The 18,216-nt window shown below is 64.7% G+C and carries 21 protein-coding genes and 1 other RNA gene; 15 read left to right on the top strand and 7 right to left on the bottom strand.

The features are described 5' to 3' along the window. Nucleotides 1-18: 18 nt before the first annotated feature. The gene (rimO, locus tag CLV78_RS11740; protein ID WP_106205010.1) at nucleotides 19-1,407 is read right to left on the bottom strand and encodes a 30S ribosomal protein S12 methylthiotransferase RimO; all 1,389 of its coding nucleotides are present in this window, start codon (nucleotides 1,405-1,407) and stop codon (nucleotides 19-21) included. A gap of 45 nt (nucleotides 1,408-1,452) precedes the next feature. Here rimO and CLV78_RS11735 point away from each other — a divergent pair, with 45 nt between their 5' ends. Then, complete coding sequence (locus tag CLV78_RS11735; RefSeq protein ID WP_106205009.1) at nucleotides 1,453-1,833, top strand: YrdB family protein; 381 nt, start codon at nucleotides 1,453-1,455, stop codon at nucleotides 1,831-1,833. Between the two features lie 12 nt (nucleotides 1,834-1,845). Here the strand turns inward: CLV78_RS11735 and CLV78_RS11730 are convergent, their stop codons facing one another. Continuing rightward, entirely contained in the window at nucleotides 1,846-2,640 is a 795-nt protein-coding gene (locus CLV78_RS11730) for a pseudouridine synthase (protein ID WP_106205008.1), read from the bottom strand. Between the two features lie 72 nt (nucleotides 2,641-2,712). Here CLV78_RS11730 and CLV78_RS11725 point away from each other — a divergent pair, with 72 nt between their 5' ends. Continuing rightward, nucleotides 2,713-3,168, top strand: coding sequence for a nucleoside deaminase (locus CLV78_RS11725; protein WP_106205007.1), 456 nt, complete (start codon nucleotides 2,713-2,715; stop codon nucleotides 3,166-3,168). A gap of 14 nt (nucleotides 3,169-3,182) precedes the next feature. On the opposite strand, the gene CLV78_RS11720 is transcribed toward CLV78_RS11725, so the two are convergent. After that, entirely contained in the window at nucleotides 3,183-3,875 is a 693-nt protein-coding gene (locus tag CLV78_RS11720; protein ID WP_106205006.1) for a metal-dependent hydrolase, read from the bottom strand. 56 nt (nucleotides 3,876-3,931) lie between these two features. Between CLV78_RS11720 and CLV78_RS11715 the strand changes: the two genes are divergently transcribed. Beyond that, on the top strand, nucleotides 3,932-4,588 hold the full coding sequence (locus CLV78_RS11715; protein ID WP_106205005.1) for a ceramidase domain-containing protein: 657 nt from the start codon (nucleotides 3,932-3,934) through the stop codon (nucleotides 4,586-4,588). A gap of 5 nt (nucleotides 4,589-4,593) precedes the next feature. Here the strand turns inward: CLV78_RS11715 and CLV78_RS11710 are convergent, their stop codons facing one another. Beyond that, nucleotides 4,594-5,919, bottom strand: coding sequence for an MFS transporter (locus CLV78_RS11710; RefSeq protein ID WP_106205004.1), 1,326 nt, complete (start codon nucleotides 5,917-5,919; stop codon nucleotides 4,594-4,596). A 232-nt stretch (nucleotides 5,920-6,151) separates the two neighbouring features. On the opposite strand from CLV78_RS11710, the gene gatC reads away from it, so the two are divergent. From gatC to rpmG, 7 genes are all read left to right on the top strand, one after another. After that, nucleotides 6,152-6,439 (top strand): Asp-tRNA(Asn)/Glu-tRNA(Gln) amidotransferase subunit GatC, encoded by a 288-nt coding sequence (gene gatC / locus CLV78_RS11705; RefSeq protein WP_106205003.1) that lies wholly within the window; start codon nucleotides 6,152-6,154, stop codon nucleotides 6,437-6,439. Beyond that, complete coding sequence (gatA, locus tag CLV78_RS11700; RefSeq protein ID WP_106205002.1) at nucleotides 6,439-7,926, top strand: Asp-tRNA(Asn)/Glu-tRNA(Gln) amidotransferase subunit GatA; 1,488 nt, start codon at nucleotides 6,439-6,441, stop codon at nucleotides 7,924-7,926. Before gatC ends, gatA begins: the two co-directional genes overlap by 1 nt. Nucleotides 7,927-7,961: 35 nt before the next feature. Continuing rightward, nucleotides 7,962-8,663 carry a hypothetical protein gene (locus CLV78_RS11695; RefSeq protein ID WP_106205001.1) on the top strand — a complete coding sequence of 234 codons (702 nt, stop codon included), beginning with the start codon at nucleotides 7,962-7,964 and terminating at the stop codon, nucleotides 8,661-8,663. A gap of 59 nt (nucleotides 8,664-8,722) precedes the next feature. Continuing rightward, complete coding sequence (locus CLV78_RS11690; protein WP_106205252.1) at nucleotides 8,723-9,355, top strand: N-acetylmuramoyl-L-alanine amidase; 633 nt, start codon at nucleotides 8,723-8,725, stop codon at nucleotides 9,353-9,355. 11 nt (nucleotides 9,356-9,366) lie between these two features. After that, an RNA gene (gene rnpB / locus CLV78_RS11685) (RNase P RNA component class A) lies at nucleotides 9,367-9,745 on the top strand. A 101-nt stretch (nucleotides 9,746-9,846) separates the two neighbouring features. Next, a complete protein-coding gene (locus CLV78_RS11680; RefSeq protein WP_106205000.1) occupies nucleotides 9,847-10,563 on the top strand; it encodes a DUF533 domain-containing protein in 717 nt (238 codons plus the stop codon). A 123-nt stretch (nucleotides 10,564-10,686) separates the two neighbouring features. After that, nucleotides 10,687-10,854, top strand: a complete 168-nt coding sequence (gene rpmG / locus CLV78_RS11675; RefSeq protein ID WP_068113852.1) for a 50S ribosomal protein L33 — start codon at nucleotides 10,687-10,689, stop codon at nucleotides 10,852-10,854. Nucleotides 10,855-11,675: 821 nt separating this feature from the next. On the opposite strand, the gene CLV78_RS11670 is transcribed toward rpmG, so the two are convergent. Both CLV78_RS11670 and CLV78_RS11665 read right to left on the bottom strand, forming a co-directional pair. After that, on the bottom strand, nucleotides 11,676-12,458 hold the full coding sequence (locus CLV78_RS11670; protein WP_106204999.1) for a Bax inhibitor-1/YccA family protein: 783 nt from the start codon (nucleotides 12,456-12,458) through the stop codon (nucleotides 11,676-11,678). Between the two features lie 131 nt (nucleotides 12,459-12,589). Continuing rightward, the gene (locus CLV78_RS11665) at nucleotides 12,590-12,805 is read right to left on the bottom strand and encodes a DUF1127 domain-containing protein (protein ID WP_106204998.1); all 216 of its coding nucleotides are present in this window, start codon (nucleotides 12,803-12,805) and stop codon (nucleotides 12,590-12,592) included. Nucleotides 12,806-12,930: 125 nt separating this feature from the next. Between CLV78_RS11665 and CLV78_RS11660 the strand changes: the two genes are divergently transcribed. Continuing rightward, entirely contained in the window at nucleotides 12,931-13,836 is a 906-nt protein-coding gene (locus CLV78_RS11660) for a LysR family transcriptional regulator (RefSeq protein WP_106204997.1), read from the top strand. Here the strand turns inward: CLV78_RS11660 and CLV78_RS11655 are convergent. Then, nucleotides 13,787-14,749, bottom strand: a complete 963-nt coding sequence (locus CLV78_RS11655; RefSeq protein ID WP_106204996.1) for an NADPH:quinone oxidoreductase family protein — start codon at nucleotides 14,747-14,749, stop codon at nucleotides 13,787-13,789. The genes CLV78_RS11660 and CLV78_RS11655 overlap by 50 nt on opposite strands. Nucleotides 14,750-15,066: 317 nt before the next feature. Here CLV78_RS11655 and CLV78_RS11650 point away from each other — a divergent pair, with 317 nt between their 5' ends. From CLV78_RS11650 to CLV78_RS11635, 4 genes are all read left to right on the top strand, one after another. After that, complete coding sequence (locus tag CLV78_RS11650) at nucleotides 15,067-15,426, top strand: helix-turn-helix domain-containing protein (protein WP_106204995.1); 360 nt, start codon at nucleotides 15,067-15,069, stop codon at nucleotides 15,424-15,426. A 71-nt stretch (nucleotides 15,427-15,497) separates the two neighbouring features. Next, the gene (gene hisN / locus CLV78_RS11645) at nucleotides 15,498-16,313 is read left to right on the top strand and encodes a histidinol-phosphatase (protein ID WP_106204994.1); all 816 of its coding nucleotides are present in this window, start codon (nucleotides 15,498-15,500) and stop codon (nucleotides 16,311-16,313) included. Nucleotides 16,314-16,316: 3 nt separating this feature from the next. Continuing rightward, nucleotides 16,317-17,660, top strand: a complete 1,344-nt coding sequence (locus CLV78_RS11640; protein WP_106204993.1) for an 8-oxoguanine deaminase — start codon at nucleotides 16,317-16,319, stop codon at nucleotides 17,658-17,660. 37 nt (nucleotides 17,661-17,697) lie between these two features. Beyond that, the gene (locus tag CLV78_RS11635; RefSeq protein ID WP_158263512.1) at nucleotides 17,698-18,189 is read left to right on the top strand and encodes a CAP domain-containing protein; all 492 of its coding nucleotides are present in this window, start codon (nucleotides 17,698-17,700) and stop codon (nucleotides 18,187-18,189) included. Nucleotides 18,190-18,216: the final 27 nt, after the last annotated feature.

Raw genomic sequence — 18,216 nt, 5'->3', positions numbered from 1 at the left:
CCTGAGTGGTCGGTTGGTCTAGACCAGCCGACCCCAGAGATCGTATTCGCCAGCTTCGTCCACCTCGACCGACACGATCTGGCCGGGCGACAGGTCCCGATGCCCCTCGTCGATGAAAAGGTTGCCGTCGATCTCCGGCGCGTCTGCCTTCGTGCGGCACGTCGCAGCGTCCTCTTCCACGAGATCGACGATCACGTCCATCCGCTGGCCGACCCTTGCCGCGAGCTTGGCCTCGGAGATTGCCTGCGCCTTTTCCATGAATCGCTCCCACCGCTCCTGCTTGACCTCGGCGGGCACGTGATCGGGCAGGTCGTTCGACCGCGCGCCGTCGACGTTCTCGTACTGGAAGCACCCCACGCGATCCAGCTGCGCCTCGTCCATCCATTCCAGAAGCGTGTCGAACTCTTCCTCTGTTTCTCCGGGATACCCGACGATGAAAGTGGACCGCAGGACCAGGTCCGGACAGACGGCTCGCCATGCGGCGATCTCGTCCAGCGTTCTGGCAGCCGCCGCCGGGCGCGCCATGCGCTTCAGCGTGTCGGGGTGTGCGTGCTGGAAGGGGATATCGAGATAGGGCAGGACAAGGCCCTCTGCCATCAGCGGGATCAACTCCCGTACATGGGGGTAGGGATAGACATAGTGCAGTCGCACCCAGGCGCCGAACTGGCCCAGTTCCCGGGCGAGGTCGGTGATATGACTGCGGACATCGCGCCCTTTCCAGGGGTGCTGTGAATGCTTGCGGTCGACCCCGTAGGCGGATGTGTCCTGGCTGATGACCAGAAGTTCCCGCACGCCATTCTCGACCAGCTTCTCCGCCTCGCGCAGGACGGCATGAACCGGGCGGCTTGCCAGGCGCCCACGCATGTCGGGAATGATGCAGAACCTGCACTTGTGGTTACAGCCCTCGGAAATCTTCAGATAGGAATAATGCCGGGGCGTCAGCTTCACGCCGCTTGCGGGCATGAGGTCGACAAAGGGGTTCGGATCCGGTGGTACGGCGGCGTGAACGGCGTCCAGAACCTGTTCGTACTGGTGCGGGCCGGTGACCGCGAGCACCTTGGGATGCACGCCGGTGATGTACTCCGGTTCCGCGCCAAGACAGCCGGTCACCAGGACTTTTCCGTTTTCCGCCAAGGCCTCGCCAATTGCTTCCAGGCTTTCCGCCTTCGCGGAATCGAGAAACCCGCAGGTGTTGACGATCACGGCATCCGCGCCCGAGTAATCCGGCGAGATCCCGTAGCCCTCCGCACGGAGCCGGGTCAGGATCCGTTCACTGTCCACCAACGCCTTGGGGCACCCGAGGGAGACCATGCCGATGGTTGGCTGGCCTTCGCGGGCGGTTTCGGTGACCCTGGCGCGGGCCAGGTCGGGGCGGAGGTCGGGCGGGTTGCTGGACATGGGGCGCATATAGCGGCGCTCGGCGATAGAAAAAACCCCGGACGTGATTGCGTCATGCTACGGCAGGCCATGAACCGCGCAAACCTGCTTCTCCGTTTCAGTCTCGAACTCGCGGCCCTATCTGGTTTCGCGATCTGGGCGTGGAGCCGGGCCGATGGGGGCTGGCGGTATCTCGCGGCGGCATCGATTGGTGTCGCGGTCGCGGCGATCTGGGGAACGTTCAACGTGCCCGGTGATCCCAGCCGATCTGGAGAGGCGCCCGTGGCTGTGCCGGGCTGGGTGCGGTTGTTGATCGAACTGACGGTCCTGCTGGGGGGAGCAGGCGCATTCGTTGGTGCCAGCCTCCACGCCGCAGGGCTGGTGATGGTTGCCTTGATCTGTGTCCACTACGCACTGTCGACAGACAGGATCGCCTGGCTGCTGCGCCGGCCGTGAAGCACGTGACGGTCAGCGACGTTTCCGTTGCGGGCGGCGCTTGGGTTGGGCTGCGGGTTTGAACTCCTTGTCCAGCCCCAACTGGTCACGCAATACCCGGCCTTTCACCTCGTCGACCTCTCCGGCTTTCAGATCGCCGAGGCTGAACGGACCATAGCTGACCCGGATCAGGCGGTTCACGGTAAGCCCGACCGCCTCCATTGCGCGGCGGATCTCCCGGTTGCGGCCCTCGCGCAGGCTCACGGTTGCCCAGGCGTTGGCGCCCTGCTGGCGGTCGAGCGTCACCTGGATGGGCTGGAACCGTTCCCCCTCGACCACCAGCCCTTGGCGGAGCGGTGCAAAGGTCTCGTCCTTCGGTGTGCCCTTCATGCGCACCCGGTATCGGCGCATCCAGCCGGTGGACGGCAGCTCTAGCCGGCGCTTGATCTCCCCGTCATTGGTCAGCAGCAGCAGCCCTTCGGAATTCAGGTCCAGCCGTCCAACGGACATCACCCTTGGCATGTCGTCGGGAAGGGCATCGAACACTGTCCTTCGCCCTTTCTCGTCGCTGGCCGTCGTCACCAACCCGGTCGGCTTGTGGTAGAGCCAGAGCCTTGGCGGATCCGGTTCGGCCAGCGGCACACCGTCGACCGTGATCCTGTCGGCGGGCGTGACATTCAACGCCGGGCTGTCGATCTTTCGGCCGTTCACAGTGACCCGACCGGCCGCGATGATCTTCTCGGCCTCACGGCGGGAGGCGACGCCTGCGCGCGCGATGACCTTGGCGATGCGGTCGCCGGGCTTCGGGGGAGATGTGTTTTCACTCATGCCCCCGGATACGCTGGCCCGACGGGCTGGACAAGGCTGGACACGGGACGGGTGGCGGTGCAGGGGAGAAACATGAGCCCGTTCAAGAGCCATATGGAAGACGCCCTGGCTGAAGCCCGCGCTGCCTCTCTCCGAGGGGAGGTGCCCGTCGGTGCGGTGATTGTCGATCCGGGAGGGCGTGTCGTGGCGCGGGCGGGGAACCGCACAAGAGAGCTTTGCGACCCGTCCGCTCATGCCGAGGTTCTGGCCATTCGCGAGGCCTGTGCGGCCGCCGCGTCGGAGCGGTTGCCGGGGCATGCGCTCTACGTGACGCTCGAACCTTGTCCCGCCTGCGCCGCCGTGATCTCGGCGGCCCGCATTGCGCGGCTGTACTACGGGGCTGCGGACCCGAAATCCGGCGGCGTTGACCACGGGCCGCGGATCTTCTCCCATCCACAGGCACATCATGTTCCGGAAGTCTACGACGGCCTCCGCGCGGACGAGGCGGAGGCCATGCTTAGGGCTTTCTTCGCCGCCAAGCGCGGCTGACCCCGCCGGGGTGGTCAGATCTCCACGGGTTCCAGCACATCGGGCGTCTTCACGTCAACACCGGGCAGAGCCGTGACCAGTTCCTCTGCCGATTGCTCCAACAGTGGGAATGTCCTGTAGTGACAGGGGATCACCACCTTGAAATCGAAGAACGTCCTGGCCGCGTAGGCCGCGCGTTTCATGTCCATTGTAAAATGCCCTCCGGCGCACAGGATGCCGATGTCCGGGGCGTGCAGGGCCTGCATCACGCCCATGTCGGCGGTCACATCCGTGTCGCCCGAAACATAGAGCGTGTGCCCCTCGGCTGCGATCATGAAGCCGGCTTCTGCGCCCGCATACATGGGGCCGTGGTCGGTGCTGACAGAAGAAGAATGCACCGCGTTGACCATCGTCACCGCCACCTCGCCAAGGCTTACCGTGCCACCCTTGTTGAACCCGACGACACTGACGCCCTCGCTGGACTCCAGATGGCTCATCAGGTCGAAGATACCGACCAGCGGGATGCCGGCCTCCCGCGCGAGGGTAACGGCATCGGCGCTGTGATCCAAATGGCCATGTGTCAACAGGATATGCGTAGCGCCTTCGACAGCCTCGGCCCTGCGGTTCTCGGGAAACGATGGGTTTCCGGTCAGCCAGGGGTCGACCAGCAGGACCTGATCCGCGATCTCGATGCGAAAGCCGGAATGCCCAAGCCATGTGATCTTCATTTCCTTCTCCTCCCGCAGCTATAGGTTCAGGGAAACCCTACTCCGGAGGCAGGTAAATGGAAGGTTTGATCGAGCAGGTTGACGGCTATTGCGAGCGCACCGACTTCACCTACTGGTCGGAACCGGTGAACGCGGTCACCAACCTTGCCTTCGTGATCGCCGCATGGATCATGTGGCGACGCGTGCGCGGCCAGCAGATGCCGTTGGCAGAGGCGCTCTGTGCGGTGCTCGCGGCGATCGGCGTCGGGTCCTGGCTCTTCCACACCCATGCCACGGTCTGGGCCGCGATTGCCGATGTCGCCCCGATCGGGATCTACATCCTGCTCTACATCTTTGCGGCCAACCGGGACTTCTGGGGGCTGCGGCTTCCATGGGCGTTGCTCGCCACGGCCGGGTTCATTCCGTTTGCCGCGATCACCGGGCCGGTGTTCGCCAGCGCGCCGTTTTTCGAAGTCTCCGCGGCCTATTGGCCGGTGCCGTTGCTGATTGCGCTCTATGCCATCGCGCTCCGCGAGCGTGCGCCCGAGACAGCGCGTGGACTGGCCATTGGGGCAGGGATTCTCGTGGTATCCCTGAGTTTCCGCACCGTGGACGAGACCGTCTGTGGCAGCTTTCCCCTTGGGACCCATTTCATGTGGCACATCCTGAACGGGATCATGCTGGGCTGGATGATCGAGGTTTATAGACGGCACGTGGTGGCCGCGCGGCTCTGACGCGGTCAGCCGGCGCCCGGCCAGTGGCGGTGGACATCGTCGATAACAAACGTGTGCCTGTGTGCACCAGTCCCGTGGTCCTGCAGATGCGGATGGTCGTCGGGAAGATCGTCGTGGCGGTGTTCGAATTCTCGGGGTTGGTTGGCCCGCCACAGACGGAGCGAGGTGAGCAGGCCAAGCATTGCGAGAATGTCGAGGCAGATCATCGTCGGCATGGTGCCCGCGTATGTCTGCAACGAACCTGCGAGCGGGTAGGCAACCAGCCAGCAGGCATGGGACAGTGCGAATTGTGCGGCGAAGACGGAGGGGCGGTCCTCCGGGTGCGCCGATCTTTTCAGAAGCCTTCCCGAGGGGGTCATGACAGCAGAATACCCGGCGCCCAGAACGGCCCATCCCAAAAGGAGCGCGCCCCAGGTCAGTCCGGCCACAGCCACGACAGCGGCCAGCGCCGCGAGCGTGGCAACCAGGGCTGTGGCGCCGCTGACCATGACCCGCCGATCTGCGATCTGCGAGAGCGCACGGGGCAGGACGAGGGCAACCGCCATGGATCCGGCCCCGAAGGCGCCGAGAGTCAGCGCCACCGCATTCTCGCCAAGCCCGAGATCGCCGCGTACCAGCACAACCGTGTTGACCAACACCATGGAGATGACGCTCGCAGCGCAGGCATTGAGTGCCAGAAGCCCCTGAAGGCGCGGGGTGTTCAGGTAGATCCGGATCCCGCGCGTGGCCTGATCGACGAAGCGGCGCTTCCGGCTCGGCTTCGGGTTGGGGAGTGCCACCGAAACAACAAGCAGACCGGAGGCAACAAAGCCTATCCCCGTGCCGAGGAACAGCGCATCGAAACTCATGGCGGCCAGCAGCGCGGCTGCCAGCATCGGGCTCAGCAGGGATTCCAGGTCGTAGGCGAGACGGGAAAGCGAGAGTGCCCGGGTGTAATCCTCCTCGTCCGGCAACACGTCCGGGATCGTGGCCTGGAACGTGGGCGTGAAGGCGGCGGACGCCGATTGAAGCAGGAAGATCAGCACATAGATCTGCCAGATCTCCGTCACGAACGGCAGCATGAGCGCCACACAGGCCCGCACGGCATCGAGCGCCACGAGGAGCCTGCGCCGGGAAACGCGGTCCGCCAGGGCACCGGCCATCGGCGACAGGAAGACATAGGCCACCATCTTGAGCGTCAGCGCGGTCCCCACCACCAGACCGGCCTTGTCGCCGGCAAGTTCGAACGCCAGCAGGCCGAGAGCGACGGTCGCCAACCCGGTGCCGATCAGGGCGACGATCTGTGCGCCGAACAGGTGTCGATAGGTGCGATTTGTGAGGAGTCTGCCCATGGCGACGGCTTTCAGGACGGTGTCTCTGTGTCTGTCGTATCCCCCCCGGGGGGATGCGACAAGGAGCGATTTCCGCACGACCTCGTGGCGAGACGACCCGATTGCGGTGCTTCGGAGGCTTGGGGCGGTCGATATGCGCCAATTGCCGCCCCGAGGCGGTCATGACCGCCTTGCGACCCGCGCGGGCCGGGGATAAACCCGTGTCGATCATCCGCCCGACCCCGGAGGCCCCATGTCGATCGACACCGAAACCGCGCGCCGTGTCGCCAAACTCGCCCGTATCAAGGTCGAGGACGAGGCGCTGCCGGCACTTGCCGGCGAGTTCAACGCCATCCTTGGCTTCATCGAGCAACTCAATGAAGTGGACGTGGAGGGCGTGGACCCCATGACCTCCGTGACGCCGATGCGCCTGAAGCGGCGGGTCGACGAGGTGACCGATGGCGGCTACCAGGACAAGGTGCTCGCCAATGCCCCCGATGCCCGCGAGGGCTTCTTTGCCGTGCCGAAGGTGGTTGAGTGATGTCCGAACTGACCAAGCTGACGATTGCCGACGCCCGTGACAAGCTGCGCGCCGGGGAGGTCACATCGACCGAATTGACCCAGGCGTGCCTGGACGAGATCGAGAAGGCCGATGCTCTGGGTGCCTTCGTGCACAAGACCCCGGAGGTCGCGCTCCAGCAGGCCGCCGCTGCCGATGCTCGCATCCAGGGCGGCGCGGAGAACCCGATGTGCGGCATCCCGCTCGGCATCAAGGACCTGTTCTGCACGCAGGGCGTGCCCAGCCAGGCGGCTTCCGCGATCCTTGAAGGATTCAAGCCAGAGTACGAATCGACCGTGACCACGCAGCTGTGGCAGGCGGGTGCGATCATGCTCGGGAAGCTGAACATGGACGAGTTCGCCATGGGCTCCTCCAACGAAACCTCGACCTATGGCAATGCCGTGAACCCATGGCGCCGCGATGGCAGTGATGCCGCGCTGACGCCGGGTGGGTCCTCCGGGGGATCGGCCTCGGCCGTGGCCGCGGACCTCTGCCTTGCCGCAACGGGAACAGACACCGGCGGGTCGATCCGCCAGCCGGCCGCCTTTACCGGGATCACCGGGTTGAAGCCGACCTACGGGCGGGTTTCCCGCTGGGGGATCATCGCCTTTGCTTCGTCGCTCGATCAGGCCGGTCCGATGACGAAATCGGTCCGTGATGCCGCGATCATGCTGGGCGCCATGGCCGGGCACGATCCGAAGGACTCGACCTCTGCCGACATTCCGGTGCCCGACTTCGAGGCCGCGCTGACCGGTGACATTCGCGGCAAGAAAATCGGCATCCCCAAGGAATATCGGATGGAGGGCATGCCGGCCGAGATAGAGGAACTCTGGGCCGACGGCGCCGACATGCTGCGGGATGCGGGGGCGGAGATTGTCGATATCACCTTGCCGCATACCAAGTACGCGCTGCCGACCTACTACGTGATTGCCCCTGCGGAGGCTTCTTCCAACCTCGCGCGCTATGACGGCGTCCGCTTCGGACACCGCGCCGGGCTGGCCCAGGGCGACGGCATCACCGAGATGTACGAGAAGACCCGCGCAGAAGGCTTCGGCGCGGAGGTTCAGCGCCGGGTAATGGTTGGCACCTACGTGCTGTCGGCCGGTTTCTACGACGCCTACTACAACCGCGCCCGCAAGGTGCGGGCCCTGATCAAGCGCGACTTCGAGCGTGTTTTCGATCAGGGCGTGGATGCAATCCTGACACCTGCGACCCCCTCGGCGGCGTTCGGGCTGGGTGAAATGGCGGATGCCGACCCGGTGCAGATGTATCTCAATGACGTCTTCACGGTGACGGTGAACCTCGCCGGGTTGCCGGGAATCTCGGTGCCGGCCGGGCTCGACGCGCAAGGCCTGCCGCTTGGTCTGCAACTGATTGGGCGCCCATGGGAGGAGGGCGATCTGCTCAATATCGGTCAGGCGCTGGAGACCGCCGCCGGATTTGTGGCCAAGCCCGCACGCTGGTGGTAACCTCTCCATCAAGAAGAAACGGGCAGGAGAGAGGCATGACACGTCTGGCGATTGCGGCCATGGTCCTGATGGGCCTGGCAGCTTGCGAGCCACAGGTTCCGGATTCCGCGGCGGGTGTTGGTTTCGGCGACTATTCCGAATACCAGCGACAACAGCAGCAGGCCCGGGCGGCCCGTGACGCACAACTTGCCGCCAGTACGACCGTGCTGCCGCCGGAGGCCACCGGGGCGCCAACAGCCGCCGGAGCGCCTTCGGGCGGCGTCAGCAGCGCAGACCTTGCCGCGGCAGGCATCGGAGCAGCGCCAAACACCCAGTTGATCACCCCCGCAGCCGGCGCGCCACTGGCGGCAACGGCCGCCGGTGCGGCCTATGTGAGCGGCGCCAACACGACCGCCAGTTCGCAGCAAACGTTTCAGGGCGGACAGCAGCCGGAAGTCAGGAGCGCGACAGTGTCACCGACCGCGGTGCCTCAGAGGCCGGGTGACACCGGTCCGGATATAGTGGCCTATGCCTTGCAGACCACAAACCGCGTCGGCCAGCAGGTCTATTCGCGCGGGATGACGAACGAGAGTCGTTCGGCGCGGAAATGTGGAAAATACGTTTCTTCGGAGATGGCGCAGCGGGCCTTCCTCGAATCGGGCGGGCCGCAAAGGGACAAGCTTGGGCTTGACCCAGACGGCGACGGGTTTGCCTGCCAGTGGAATCCGGAGCCATTCCGCCGCGCCGTCAGCCAGTGAACCTGCGCGACCGGCCCTCACCGAACTTCGGCCCCCGCAAGGGCGGTGCCGACCCCGATATGGTGGTGCTGCACTACACGGCGATGGAGAGTGCCGAGGCGGCACTCGATCGGCTTTGCGACCCGGTTGCCGAGGTGTCCTGCCACTACCTGGTCGGTCGCTGCGGCACGGTCTGGACGCTGGTCGGCGAGGCGCATCGCGCCTGGCACGCCGGCGCTGGCTCCTGGGGCGGCAGGGCGGATGTGAACAGCCACTCGATCGGGATCGAGCTGGACAATGACGGGACCGCACCGTTTTCCGAACCACTCATGGAATCGCTGGAGGCCCTGCTGTCCGACGTTCTGCGGCGCAACGGCATTCCGCCGGTTCGGGTCATCGGGCATTCCGACATGGCACCGGGCCGCAAACTGGATCCGGGGGCGCGCTTCGACTGGCGACGGCTGGCAGCGGATGGGCTCGCGATCTGGCCGCAGCCCGAGTCCGGGACGCTCCCTGTGGTCGACATGGCGGCATTCTGCCGGTGTCTCAGCGGTTTCGGGTACCCGCAAGGGGGGGCGCCCGAGGTGCTTCTGGAGGCGTTTCGATCCCGGTTCCGGCCCTGGGCCAAAGGTGCCTTGTCGACAGAGGACATGGCGCTCGCCCACGAGTTGCGGCACCGGTTTCCCGTTGACCCTCCCCGGGGCACTGCCTAAGTGACTCCTGCGCGGATGGCTGGATGGCCGCGGGGCGGGGCGACCCGCCGCGAGGAAAGTCCGGACTCCCTGAAGCAACGGTGCCGGGTAACGCCCGGGCGGGGAAACCCGACGGAAAGCGCCACAGAGAACAGACGGCCCTGCATGCAGGGTCATGGTGAAACGGTGGGGTAAGAGCCCACCGCGGGGCTGGCAACAGTCCCGGCACGGCAAGCCCCACCGGGAGCAATGCCACATAGGACCTCCGCGGGGCATGTCCCCAGGGCCGCTTCAGCCCCAGGCAGGTCGGGTAGGCAGCTTGAGCGTGTCGGTAACGGCACGCCTAGAGGAATGGTCGTCGAAGGGGCGCAAGCCCCGGAACAGAATCCGGCTTACAGGCCATCCGCGCACATCATCCCGGCCTCGCTTTCATTGCAACGTTGCCTTTTGGCGTTAGGCTGTGGGCATTCGCCAGCGTCGTCTGGCACTATTCATACCAGGGAGGAGCCAAAATGAGTTTCGTCAAGGCACTGGCCGCGGTGGCCATGGGATTTGCTGCCGCCAAGGGAATGGACAAGTACAAGGACATGGGAGGAATGACCGGGCTTCAGGACATGCTGAAGGGGGCTGGCTCCGGTCCGGCTGCCGATCAACTGGGGCAACTGGCGGAGCAATTCGGAATTCCCGGCGGCTCGGAGAAGGTCAAGCAGATGCTCGGGCAGATGGGTTCCGCAACCGCAGGTGCCACCGAGGCGAGTGCGGCGGGTCTCGGCAGTCTTATGGCCACGATGCGCGGAGCTGCAGAAACTGGCAGCCAGCAGACGTCCAACATGATGGAGGCGATGTTCGGGCAAACTCCAGTTGCCGATGCGATGGAGCAGCAAGCACGGTTGATGATCCGTGCCATGATCCAGGCCGCCAAGGCGGATGGGGAAATCGATCAGGGCGAGCAACAGGCGATCCTGGAGCGCCTTGGTGATATCAGCGACGAGGAGCGGGCCTTTGTCGAGGCCGAGTTGAGGGCGCCCTCCGATGTCAACGCGCTGGTGCGGGATGCCGGCAACGTCGGCCGCGGGCAGATCTATTCCACCTCGCTGGCGGCCATCCGGCTGGACAATCCCGCCGAGGCCACCTACCTGCGCCAGCTTGCCTCCGGGCTCGGCCTGAGCGACGCGGAGCGGGACGAGATCCACCGGCGGATGGGTGTGCCCACGCTTGGTCACGCCTGATTGCCAAGGCACGCCACGCCGCACCTCATGGCGGTGGCGATTCGGCTTGACAGTCCGTCGCCACCGCTTAAAAGGCCAGTTTCAGATTTCACGGGCGGGTTCGTCCGTTTCAGGAGACCGACCATGGCAAAACCGACCACGATCAAGATCCGGCTGAACTCCACCGCCGGCACCGGCCACTTCTACGTGACCAAGAAGAACGCTCGCACCATGACCGAGAAAATGGTCGTTCGTAAGTACGACCCGGTTGCGCGCAAGCACGTCGACTACAAGGAAGGCAAGATCAAGTAAGATCTGCCTGTCCCTGGACACGCTCGAAGCCGCACGGGAAACCGGGCGGCTTTTTGCGTTGCGACGGCCGGTTTTCGCCAGAGCGTCGTGCAGGGGCAGCGCCCGTCCCGCATGATGTTGGCGGATACCGTCAAGTTGCCCTCCCATGTGCCCCGTGACGGTGGCAGGGGCCGCTCCACACGATCTGGTGCCGGCATCCTCCCGCGTACAGGGCGGGCCGACGCGTTGGGGGCAGCCCTGTGTAGAGTGATGTAAGCGGCCCCGCCTCTACGATTTGAGCGCTCCGACAGAGGCAACAGTTTTGCCGGGTTCCGGACGTTTGCCGACACGATGGAGTTGTCATGCATAGCCGTTCGTGACGGGGCCATCGTGGTCGGTTCTGCCTTCAAACTCATCCAAGTGACCGGGCGGTTCCGAGAACGATGGCGCCGAACGTTGGGTATCGGCGAGGTGGACGACCCTGTGCGGGCTCTGGCACCATGCCGCGCGTTGGGCAATCGGGAGGAGGCGCCCGCGATGGGATGCCTTGGGTTGGCGGGGCCACGCGCAGACGGAGAGCGCAGCAATGGTGGTGCTGGGGTGGATATGGAGGTGTACGGTGGACCGATGCGCTGGGCGCCGGGTCTTCGGATCATTCCCAGATGAATGCACGAGCTGCCGACGTGCTTCACCGCCGGGCGGTGGGTGACTTTGCATCAGGAGGGGAGGATGGCCACAATACGCTTCTGGTGGAGTGGCTCGGCGCAGGCTGAAACCAGATGGACGGCAATGAAAAAGGCCGGGCTTGTGCCCGGCCTTTCCTGTCTGGAGTGCGGCTGCGATTACTCGCGGTTGCCGAAGAGCGAGAGCAGCATCATGAACATGTTGATGAAGTCCAGGTAGAGGCTGAGCGCGCCCATGATGGCGGCCTTGCCGAGCCACTCCTGATCGCCATGCATGGCCATCTGGATGTAGGTGTTCTTGATGTTCTGCGTGTCGTAGGCTGTCAGGCCAGCGAAGATCAGCACACCGAGGACGGAAACCGCGAACATGATCGCCGGGGAGCCGAGGAAGATGTTCACGATTGAGGCCACGATGATACCGATCAGGCCCATCATCAGGAAGGTGCCCCAGCCGGACAGGTCCTTCTTGGTCGTGTATCCATAGAGAGACAGGCCGGCAAAGGCGATGGCGGTGATCAGGAAGACCTGTGCGATCGACGTCGAGGTGTAGACCAGGAAAATCGAGCTTAGCGACAGGCCCATGACCGTTGCGAAGGCATAGAACACAAGCTGCGCGGTGGCCGCGGACATCTTGTTCATCATCGCGCCCATGCCGAAGACGAAGATCAGCGGTGCGAACATGATGAGCCATTTCAGCGGCGATGCGTAGATCGCGACACCGAAATCGGTCAGGTAGGTGGTTGCGCTGATCTGTGCCGCAGCTTGCGACGGATCGGTCGTCGAGGCCAGCCCGGAGATCGCCCAGGCGGCCAGTGCGGTGATCAGCATGCCCACGGACATCGTGCCGTAGACCTTGTTCATATGGGCGCGAAGGCCCTCGTCGATCTGGGCAGCGCGGGCGCCGGTAACGCCAGCCGTCCGGACCGTATCAAATTGTGCCATGAGTACCTCCGTGGTGTTCCTTGAAACGCCCGCTGGGTCAGCGGGCGTCTTTGCGGTTTATATTGTCCGACGGAGGCGGATTTTCAAGAGCATCCCGAGCGAAACGGTTGTTTGCCCGGGAAACGCTTCGTTCAGCTCATCCAGTGCTGCGGCACGTCCCAGGCGGGACGCGAGGCCTCGATCTCGGCCTGATAGCGGGAGACGCCGATGTCGCTGAGGGCGCGGTCGTCAAGCTTGGCAAGGTCACGGCGCTGCTTGTGCAGGGCCATCATGCCCGTGAGTTGGCCGAAGAATCCCTCGTGACGCATTGCGCCCAGGAGGGGGGTATTGATGCTATGTGCGCTCATTTCAGGTTCCTTAACGTTTTGTGAACGTGACCGGGTGGGCCATCAATTCTCTTGATCTATATGGGTGGGTGTGTTTCATTTTCAAAACGAATGTTTTTGAACTTTCCCATCAAGGAACGTGATGAATGCCGAGGAACCTGGACCTGACCTCCCTGCGCTCATTCGTTGCGGTCGCCGACAGCGGCGGGGTGACCAAGGCGGCAGGTTTCCTGCACCTCACGCAGTCTGCCGTATCGATGCAGCTCAAGCGTCTGGAAGAGTCGCTCGACGTATCGCTTCTGGACAGGAGCGGCAGGGGCGTGGCGCTGACCTCCTCGGGCGAACAACTCCTTGCCTATGCGCGGCGCATGCTGGAGATAAACGACGAGGCGATTGATCGCCTCACAGCACATGACTATGGCGGTGAAATCATGCTCGGCGTGCCGCATGATATCGTCTACCCGCACATCCCCGAGATCCTGCGGCGTTTCAATGCCGCCTTTCCCCGGATGCGCGTCAACCTCGTCTCGTCCTATTCCCGGCGGCTGCTAGAGCAGTTCGACCGTGGCCAGTTCGCCATGATTCTCACCACAGAACGCGGACATGGCGAAGGCGCGCAGGTCCTGTCACAGAAGCCCCTGTCCTGGATCGGGGCAAAGGGGGGCATTGCGTGGCGTCAGCGCCCGTTGCGCCTGGGATCGGGGCGGTTGTGCCTGTTCCGTTCGGCGGGCATCCGGGCGTTGGACGCTTGTGCCATCACATGGGAGATGGCGGTCGAGTCGGATTCCGACCGCACCATCGAGGCCACCGTGCGGGCCGACCTCGCCGTCGCGCTGATGCTGGAGGGAACCGAACCGCCCTTCCTTGAGCAGATCGAGCACAATGGTGGCCTGCCGGAACTGCCAAGCTATTCGATCAACCTCTACGTGTCCGAGTTCGCGCGCGGCCGGGCCGAAGTGGCACTGGTGGATCTGGTGCGCGAAGCCTATCGCTCGGATGGGCTCACCGCATCGTCACCACGATCTTCCCTGTCGATTTCCGCTGTCGGATGAGGTTGAGCGCCTCGTCCGCGCGGTCCAGGGGAAGGACATGGCTTACGTGGGGGCTCAGTTTCCCGTCTTCGTACCATCGCATGAGGTGTGACAGCGAACCCGTCAGGACCGCAGGTCGGAACTTCAGGTATCCGCCCCAATAAAGACCAATCACCGAGAGGTTTTTCACAAGAAGATGGTTGGCCGGAATTTGCGGCACATCCCCACTTGCGAAACCGATGGCAAGGATGCGGCCCTCGGGGTTCGTGGCGCGGAAACAGGCGTTGAACACCGCGCCTCCGATGGTCTCGTACACGACATCCGCCCCACCCAGGGCCTTTAGCTGTCCTCGGATGTCCTCGCTCTCGGCGTCGATCACGTGATTGGCGCCAGCAGCCCGGGCCACCTCCAGCTTGTTGGCGCCACGGGCAATCGCGATGACTTCAGCCCCCATCAAGGCGCCGATCTCGACCGCCGTCAGGCCAACGCCACCAGCCGCGCCCGTCACCACGAGCCGCTCGCCCGGCTGCAACTTCGCGCAATGGTCCAGCGCCATGTGCGACGTGCCATATGCGACCTGGAACGCGGCGGCATGCAGCGCGCTCATCCCGTCGGGCAGCGGCACGCATCGATCGGCGTGCAGGTTGGCCTCTTCTGCCAGACCGTCCTGACCATTGAAGGCGGCAACGCGATCGCCCGGGGCAAGTCCGGCGACTTCAGCGCCGATGGCTGTCACGGTCCCGGCCATTTCCATGCCGAGTGTCACCGGCGGAACGGGCCGTTCCTGATACTGGCCGCGTATCATGAGCGTATCGGCAAAGTTCAGCCCGCACGCCTCGATCGCGACACGCACCTCTGTTGGGCCCAGAGGGGGCAGGTCGATATCCACCAGCGCAGGCGTCGAGCCGTATTCCGCGATCTGAAATGCCTTCACCAAGCCTCTCCCCGGTTTTTCGGGGAAGATAGCAGTTGGCGGGTGTTGCGAAAGGGGCAGATGGACGCCCTTCGGGGCTGCGATGGTAGCAATCTGTGGCGACGCCCGAACGGGATGCCGGCGCGGTCATTTGACACCTGCGGGTTTTGGGCGAGTCCGGGCAACCCGACGGTCCCGATTGCTGCCAGGTGAGAACTAGGAATTCGCTACATGGCAGCGGATGGGTGGCATCTCATGGGATCCGGGACCAAGGTTGGCTCTAGCCCAACGGGGTTCCCCTTTGGTTCAAGTAACTTTTATCTGGTTGGACTTTCCAAATGACACATCCGGTCGATGTCCATGTCGGCAAGAGAGTTCGCCATCGCCGTTGGAAGATCGCCATGACACAGCAACAGCTGGCAAAGCGTGTCGGGATCAAGTTCCAGCGGATCCAGAAATACGAGACCGGCATGAACCGGATTTCCGCATCGCGAATGTGGGACATCGGGGAGGCGCTAGATGTGCCCGTCAGCTTCTTCTTTGAGGGGCTTGATGACAATCACGAGGGGGGCACACCCACGGGCGATCTGCTCGGGGATCGAGAGGCGATGGAACTGGTGCGATCCTACTACGCAATTCCGGAAAACCAACGCCGTCGGCTGTTCGACCTGGATCGGGTTCTGAGCGAGGTCGCTTGACCCACGGCCCCGGCCTCGGTACCGCGAGGGCAAATGGGGCGTAGCCCCTGACACTGCCGTGGGATGCCCGCATGACCCAAGACCTCGCCCCCGAACTGCCTGACGAGCTTGCCGCCGAGTTGATTGCGACGGCGCATGCGCTTGCCGACACCGCCCGCAAGGCTGTCCTGCCGCTCTTCCGGTCGAATGAGCTGGCCACGGAGAACAAGCGGACGGAAGGGTTCGACCCGGTGACACGGGCCGATCGCGCGGCCGAGCGGGCGATGCGGGAGTGTCTGGCCGAGCGCCGCCCGCTCGACGGGATCATGGGCGAGGAGTTTGGCGCCACTGAAGGCCGCTCCGGCCTCACCTGGGTGCTCGATCCGATCGACGGGACACGGGCCTTCCTGTCGGGAACGCCGACATGGGGTGTTCTGATCGCGGTCAATGGGGCCGCCGGGCCGATACTGGGTGTGATTGACCAGCCTTACACCGGGGAACGTTGGATCGGGGGGCTCGGGCAGGCGCAACTGACGGGCCCGCATGGCGACCGGACCCTGGTCGCTCGCTCCTCCCGGCCGCTCTGCGAGGCGATCCTGTTCTCGACCTTCCCAGAGGTTGGCAGCGTGGAGGAGCGAAGCGCATTCGAGCGTGTCGCATCCGGCGCGCAGCTGACACGGTACGGGACGGATTGCTATGCCTACGGCCTCCTTGCGGCGGGGCAGATCGACCTGGTGATCGAGGCCGGCCTACACAACTATGACGTCTGCGCGCCCATAGCGGTGATCGAGGCCGCCGGCGGCATTGTCACGAACTGGGACGGTGGCCCGGCCCATGAGGGCGGACGCGTTCTCGCCGCGGCCAACCCTGAGATCCACGCCGAGGCGCTCGCCCGGCTGCGGGGCTGAGCCATGTCGCACCGTCTGATCCGAAACGCCGATCACGTCGTGACCATGGACCCGGCCCGCAGGGAACTGGCTGGGGCTGACCTGCGTCTGCGGGACGGCGTCATCGTCGAGATCGGCACGATGCTGGAGGCCCAAGGAGCAGACGTGCTGAACGCAGCCGGTTGCCTCGTGACGCCCGGTCTCGTGAACACGCACCATCACCTGTTCCAAACGCTCACGCGGGCCGTACCGGCGGCGCAGGATGCGTTGCTGTTCGGATGGTTGCAGGCGCTCTACCCGATCTGGGCGCGCATGGGGCCGGCGCATATCCGCGCCTCCGCCCGGCTCGGTCTGGCGGAATTGGCGCTCTCAGGCTGCACAATGTCGTCGGATCACCTCTACCTCTATCCCAATGGCGCCCGGCTTGAGGACACCATCGAGGCCGCGCTCGAGGTTGGGCTTCGGTTCCACCCGACCCGCGGCGCCATGTCGATCGGCCAGAGCCTTGGTGGATTGCCTCCGGACTCGTTGGTGGAGCGCGAGCCCACGATCCTGCGCGATTGCGAACGGGTGGTGGATGCTTTCCACGATCCTGCCGAGGGCGCGATGGTTCGCGTCGGGCTGGCGCCCTGTTCGCCCTTCTCGGTCAGCCGCGAACTGATGCGGGATGCCGCGATCCTTGCCCGTGAAAAGGACGTGATGTTGCACACCCACCTTGCGGAGAATGACGAGGACATCGCCTACAGTCTGGAGATGTTCGGCTGTCGCCCGGGGCAATATGCAGAGGAGCTGGGCTGGACGGGCGATGATGTCTGGCATGCCCATTGCGTGAAACTGGACGGGAGGGAGATCGATCTCTTTGCGCAAACCCGAACGGGCGTTGCGCATTGTCCCTGTTCGAATTGCCGCCTCGGATCCGGCATCGCGCCTGTCCGCGCCATGCGGGATGCCGGTGTGCCGGTGGGGTTGGGGGTCGACGGCTCGGCCAGCAACGATGCCGGCGATCTGATAGGCGAGGCTCGGCAGGCGATGCTTCTGCAGCGGGTGGCGCGGGGCGCCGACGCCATGGCCGCGCGTGAGGCACTGGAGATTGCCACGCTTGGTGGCGCGCAGGTGCTCGGCCGTCCCGATTGTGGCGCGCTGGCGGTTGGCAAGCGGGCCGATATCGCTGTCTGGGATCTTTCCGGATTGGAGGCGGCGGGGTCCTGGGATCCCGTGGCGCTGTTGCTTGCCGGCCCGCGCCGGGTGCGCGACCTGCTGGTCGATGGCAAGCTGGTCGTGAACGAGGGCAATCTGGTCACACTCGATGCGCGACAGGTCGCCGGAGAGGCCAATCGCCTCGCCCAAGGGCTTGCCAACGACGCCTAGGTTCGGATTCTCTCTCCCAAAAACGAGAGGGCAGCCGATGACACCAATGATCCGACGGACAGCCGGCATGCTGCTGGCGCTTGCCTCGTGCATCGCGCTGGCAGGCGGCGTGCTGCACGCCCCATCGCGGGAAACGGCGTCACCGCTGACTCTGGTCGCGACCTCCGACCAGGTCGGCGCCCTGATCAACTCGCAACGCCAGAGGTCCGGCCGTGCGGCGCTGGCCCGATCGGCCAAACTGGACAAGGCGGCCGCACGCCACGTTTCCGATATGGCGCGAACCGGAAGCTACTCGCACAAGGGGACGGATGGATCGACTCATGGCCAACGCATCCGGCGTACCGGCTACAAGGCCTGCTGGGCGGCCGAGAACATAGGATGGGGCTGGAAAAGCGCCTCGTCGATGGTCGGTGCATGGATGGGGTCGGGGCCGCACAAGAGGAACATCCTGAGCCGCAAGGCCCGGCAATTCGGCGCGGCGCGCGGGGCCGGCGACACCTGGGTGCTTGTATTGGCAAGACCCTGCTGATCCGTCGGAGCACATCTGGCAAATCCC

Origin of the sequence: Aliiruegeria haliotis, from assembly GCF_003003255.1 — a bacterium.
Taxonomy (GTDB): domain Bacteria; phylum Pseudomonadota; class Alphaproteobacteria; order Rhodobacterales; family Rhodobacteraceae; genus Tropicimonas; species Tropicimonas haliotis.
The sequence above is the reverse complement of the archived record's forward strand: the minus strand, read 5'-3'. Positions and strand labels throughout refer to the sequence as shown.

What these genes read in the sequence shown, in the direction of transcription:
- rimO (WP_106205010.1), bottom strand. Translation starts at nt 1,407, where the DNA reads ATGCGCCCCATGTCCAGCAACCCGCCCGACCTCCGCCCCGACCTGGCC.
- CLV78_RS11735 (WP_106205009.1), top strand. Translation starts at nt 1,453, where the DNA reads ATGCTACGGCAGGCCATGAACCGCGCAAACCTGCTTCTCCGTTTCAGT.
- CLV78_RS11730 (WP_106205008.1), bottom strand. Translation starts at nt 2,640, where the DNA reads ATGAGTGAAAACACATCTCCCCCGAAGCCCGGCGACCGCATCGCCAAG.
- CLV78_RS11725 (WP_106205007.1), top strand. Translation starts at nt 2,713, where the DNA reads ATGAGCCCGTTCAAGAGCCATATGGAAGACGCCCTGGCTGAAGCCCGC.
- CLV78_RS11720 (WP_106205006.1), bottom strand. Translation starts at nt 3,875, where the DNA reads ATGAAGATCACATGGCTTGGGCATTCCGGCTTTCGCATCGAGATCGCG.
- CLV78_RS11715 (WP_106205005.1), top strand. Translation starts at nt 3,932, where the DNA reads ATGGAAGGTTTGATCGAGCAGGTTGACGGCTATTGCGAGCGCACCGAC.
- CLV78_RS11710 (WP_106205004.1), bottom strand. Translation starts at nt 5,919, where the DNA reads ATGGGCAGACTCCTCACAAATCGCACCTATCGACACCTGTTCGGCGCA.
- gatC (WP_106205003.1), top strand. Translation starts at nt 6,152, where the DNA reads ATGTCGATCGACACCGAAACCGCGCGCCGTGTCGCCAAACTCGCCCGT.
- gatA (WP_106205002.1), top strand. Translation starts at nt 6,439, where the DNA reads ATGTCCGAACTGACCAAGCTGACGATTGCCGACGCCCGTGACAAGCTG.
- CLV78_RS11695 (WP_106205001.1), top strand. Translation starts at nt 7,962, where the DNA reads ATGACACGTCTGGCGATTGCGGCCATGGTCCTGATGGGCCTGGCAGCT.
- CLV78_RS11690 (WP_106205252.1), top strand. Translation starts at nt 8,723, where the DNA reads ATGGTGGTGCTGCACTACACGGCGATGGAGAGTGCCGAGGCGGCACTC.
- CLV78_RS11680 (WP_106205000.1), top strand. Translation starts at nt 9,847, where the DNA reads ATGAGTTTCGTCAAGGCACTGGCCGCGGTGGCCATGGGATTTGCTGCC.
- rpmG (WP_068113852.1), top strand. Translation starts at nt 10,687, where the DNA reads ATGGCAAAACCGACCACGATCAAGATCCGGCTGAACTCCACCGCCGGC.
- CLV78_RS11670 (WP_106204999.1), bottom strand. Translation starts at nt 12,458, where the DNA reads ATGGCACAATTTGATACGGTCCGGACGGCTGGCGTTACCGGCGCCCGC.
- CLV78_RS11665 (WP_106204998.1), bottom strand. Translation starts at nt 12,805, where the DNA reads ATGAGCGCACATAGCATCAATACCCCCCTCCTGGGCGCAATGCGTCAC.
- CLV78_RS11660 (WP_106204997.1), top strand. Translation starts at nt 12,931, where the DNA reads ATGCCGAGGAACCTGGACCTGACCTCCCTGCGCTCATTCGTTGCGGTC.
- CLV78_RS11650 (WP_106204995.1), top strand. Translation starts at nt 15,067, where the DNA reads ATGACACATCCGGTCGATGTCCATGTCGGCAAGAGAGTTCGCCATCGC.
- hisN (WP_106204994.1), top strand. Translation starts at nt 15,498, where the DNA reads ATGACCCAAGACCTCGCCCCCGAACTGCCTGACGAGCTTGCCGCCGAG.
- CLV78_RS11640 (WP_106204993.1), top strand. Translation starts at nt 16,317, where the DNA reads ATGTCGCACCGTCTGATCCGAAACGCCGATCACGTCGTGACCATGGAC.
- CLV78_RS11635 (WP_158263512.1), top strand. Translation starts at nt 17,698, where the DNA reads ATGACACCAATGATCCGACGGACAGCCGGCATGCTGCTGGCGCTTGCC.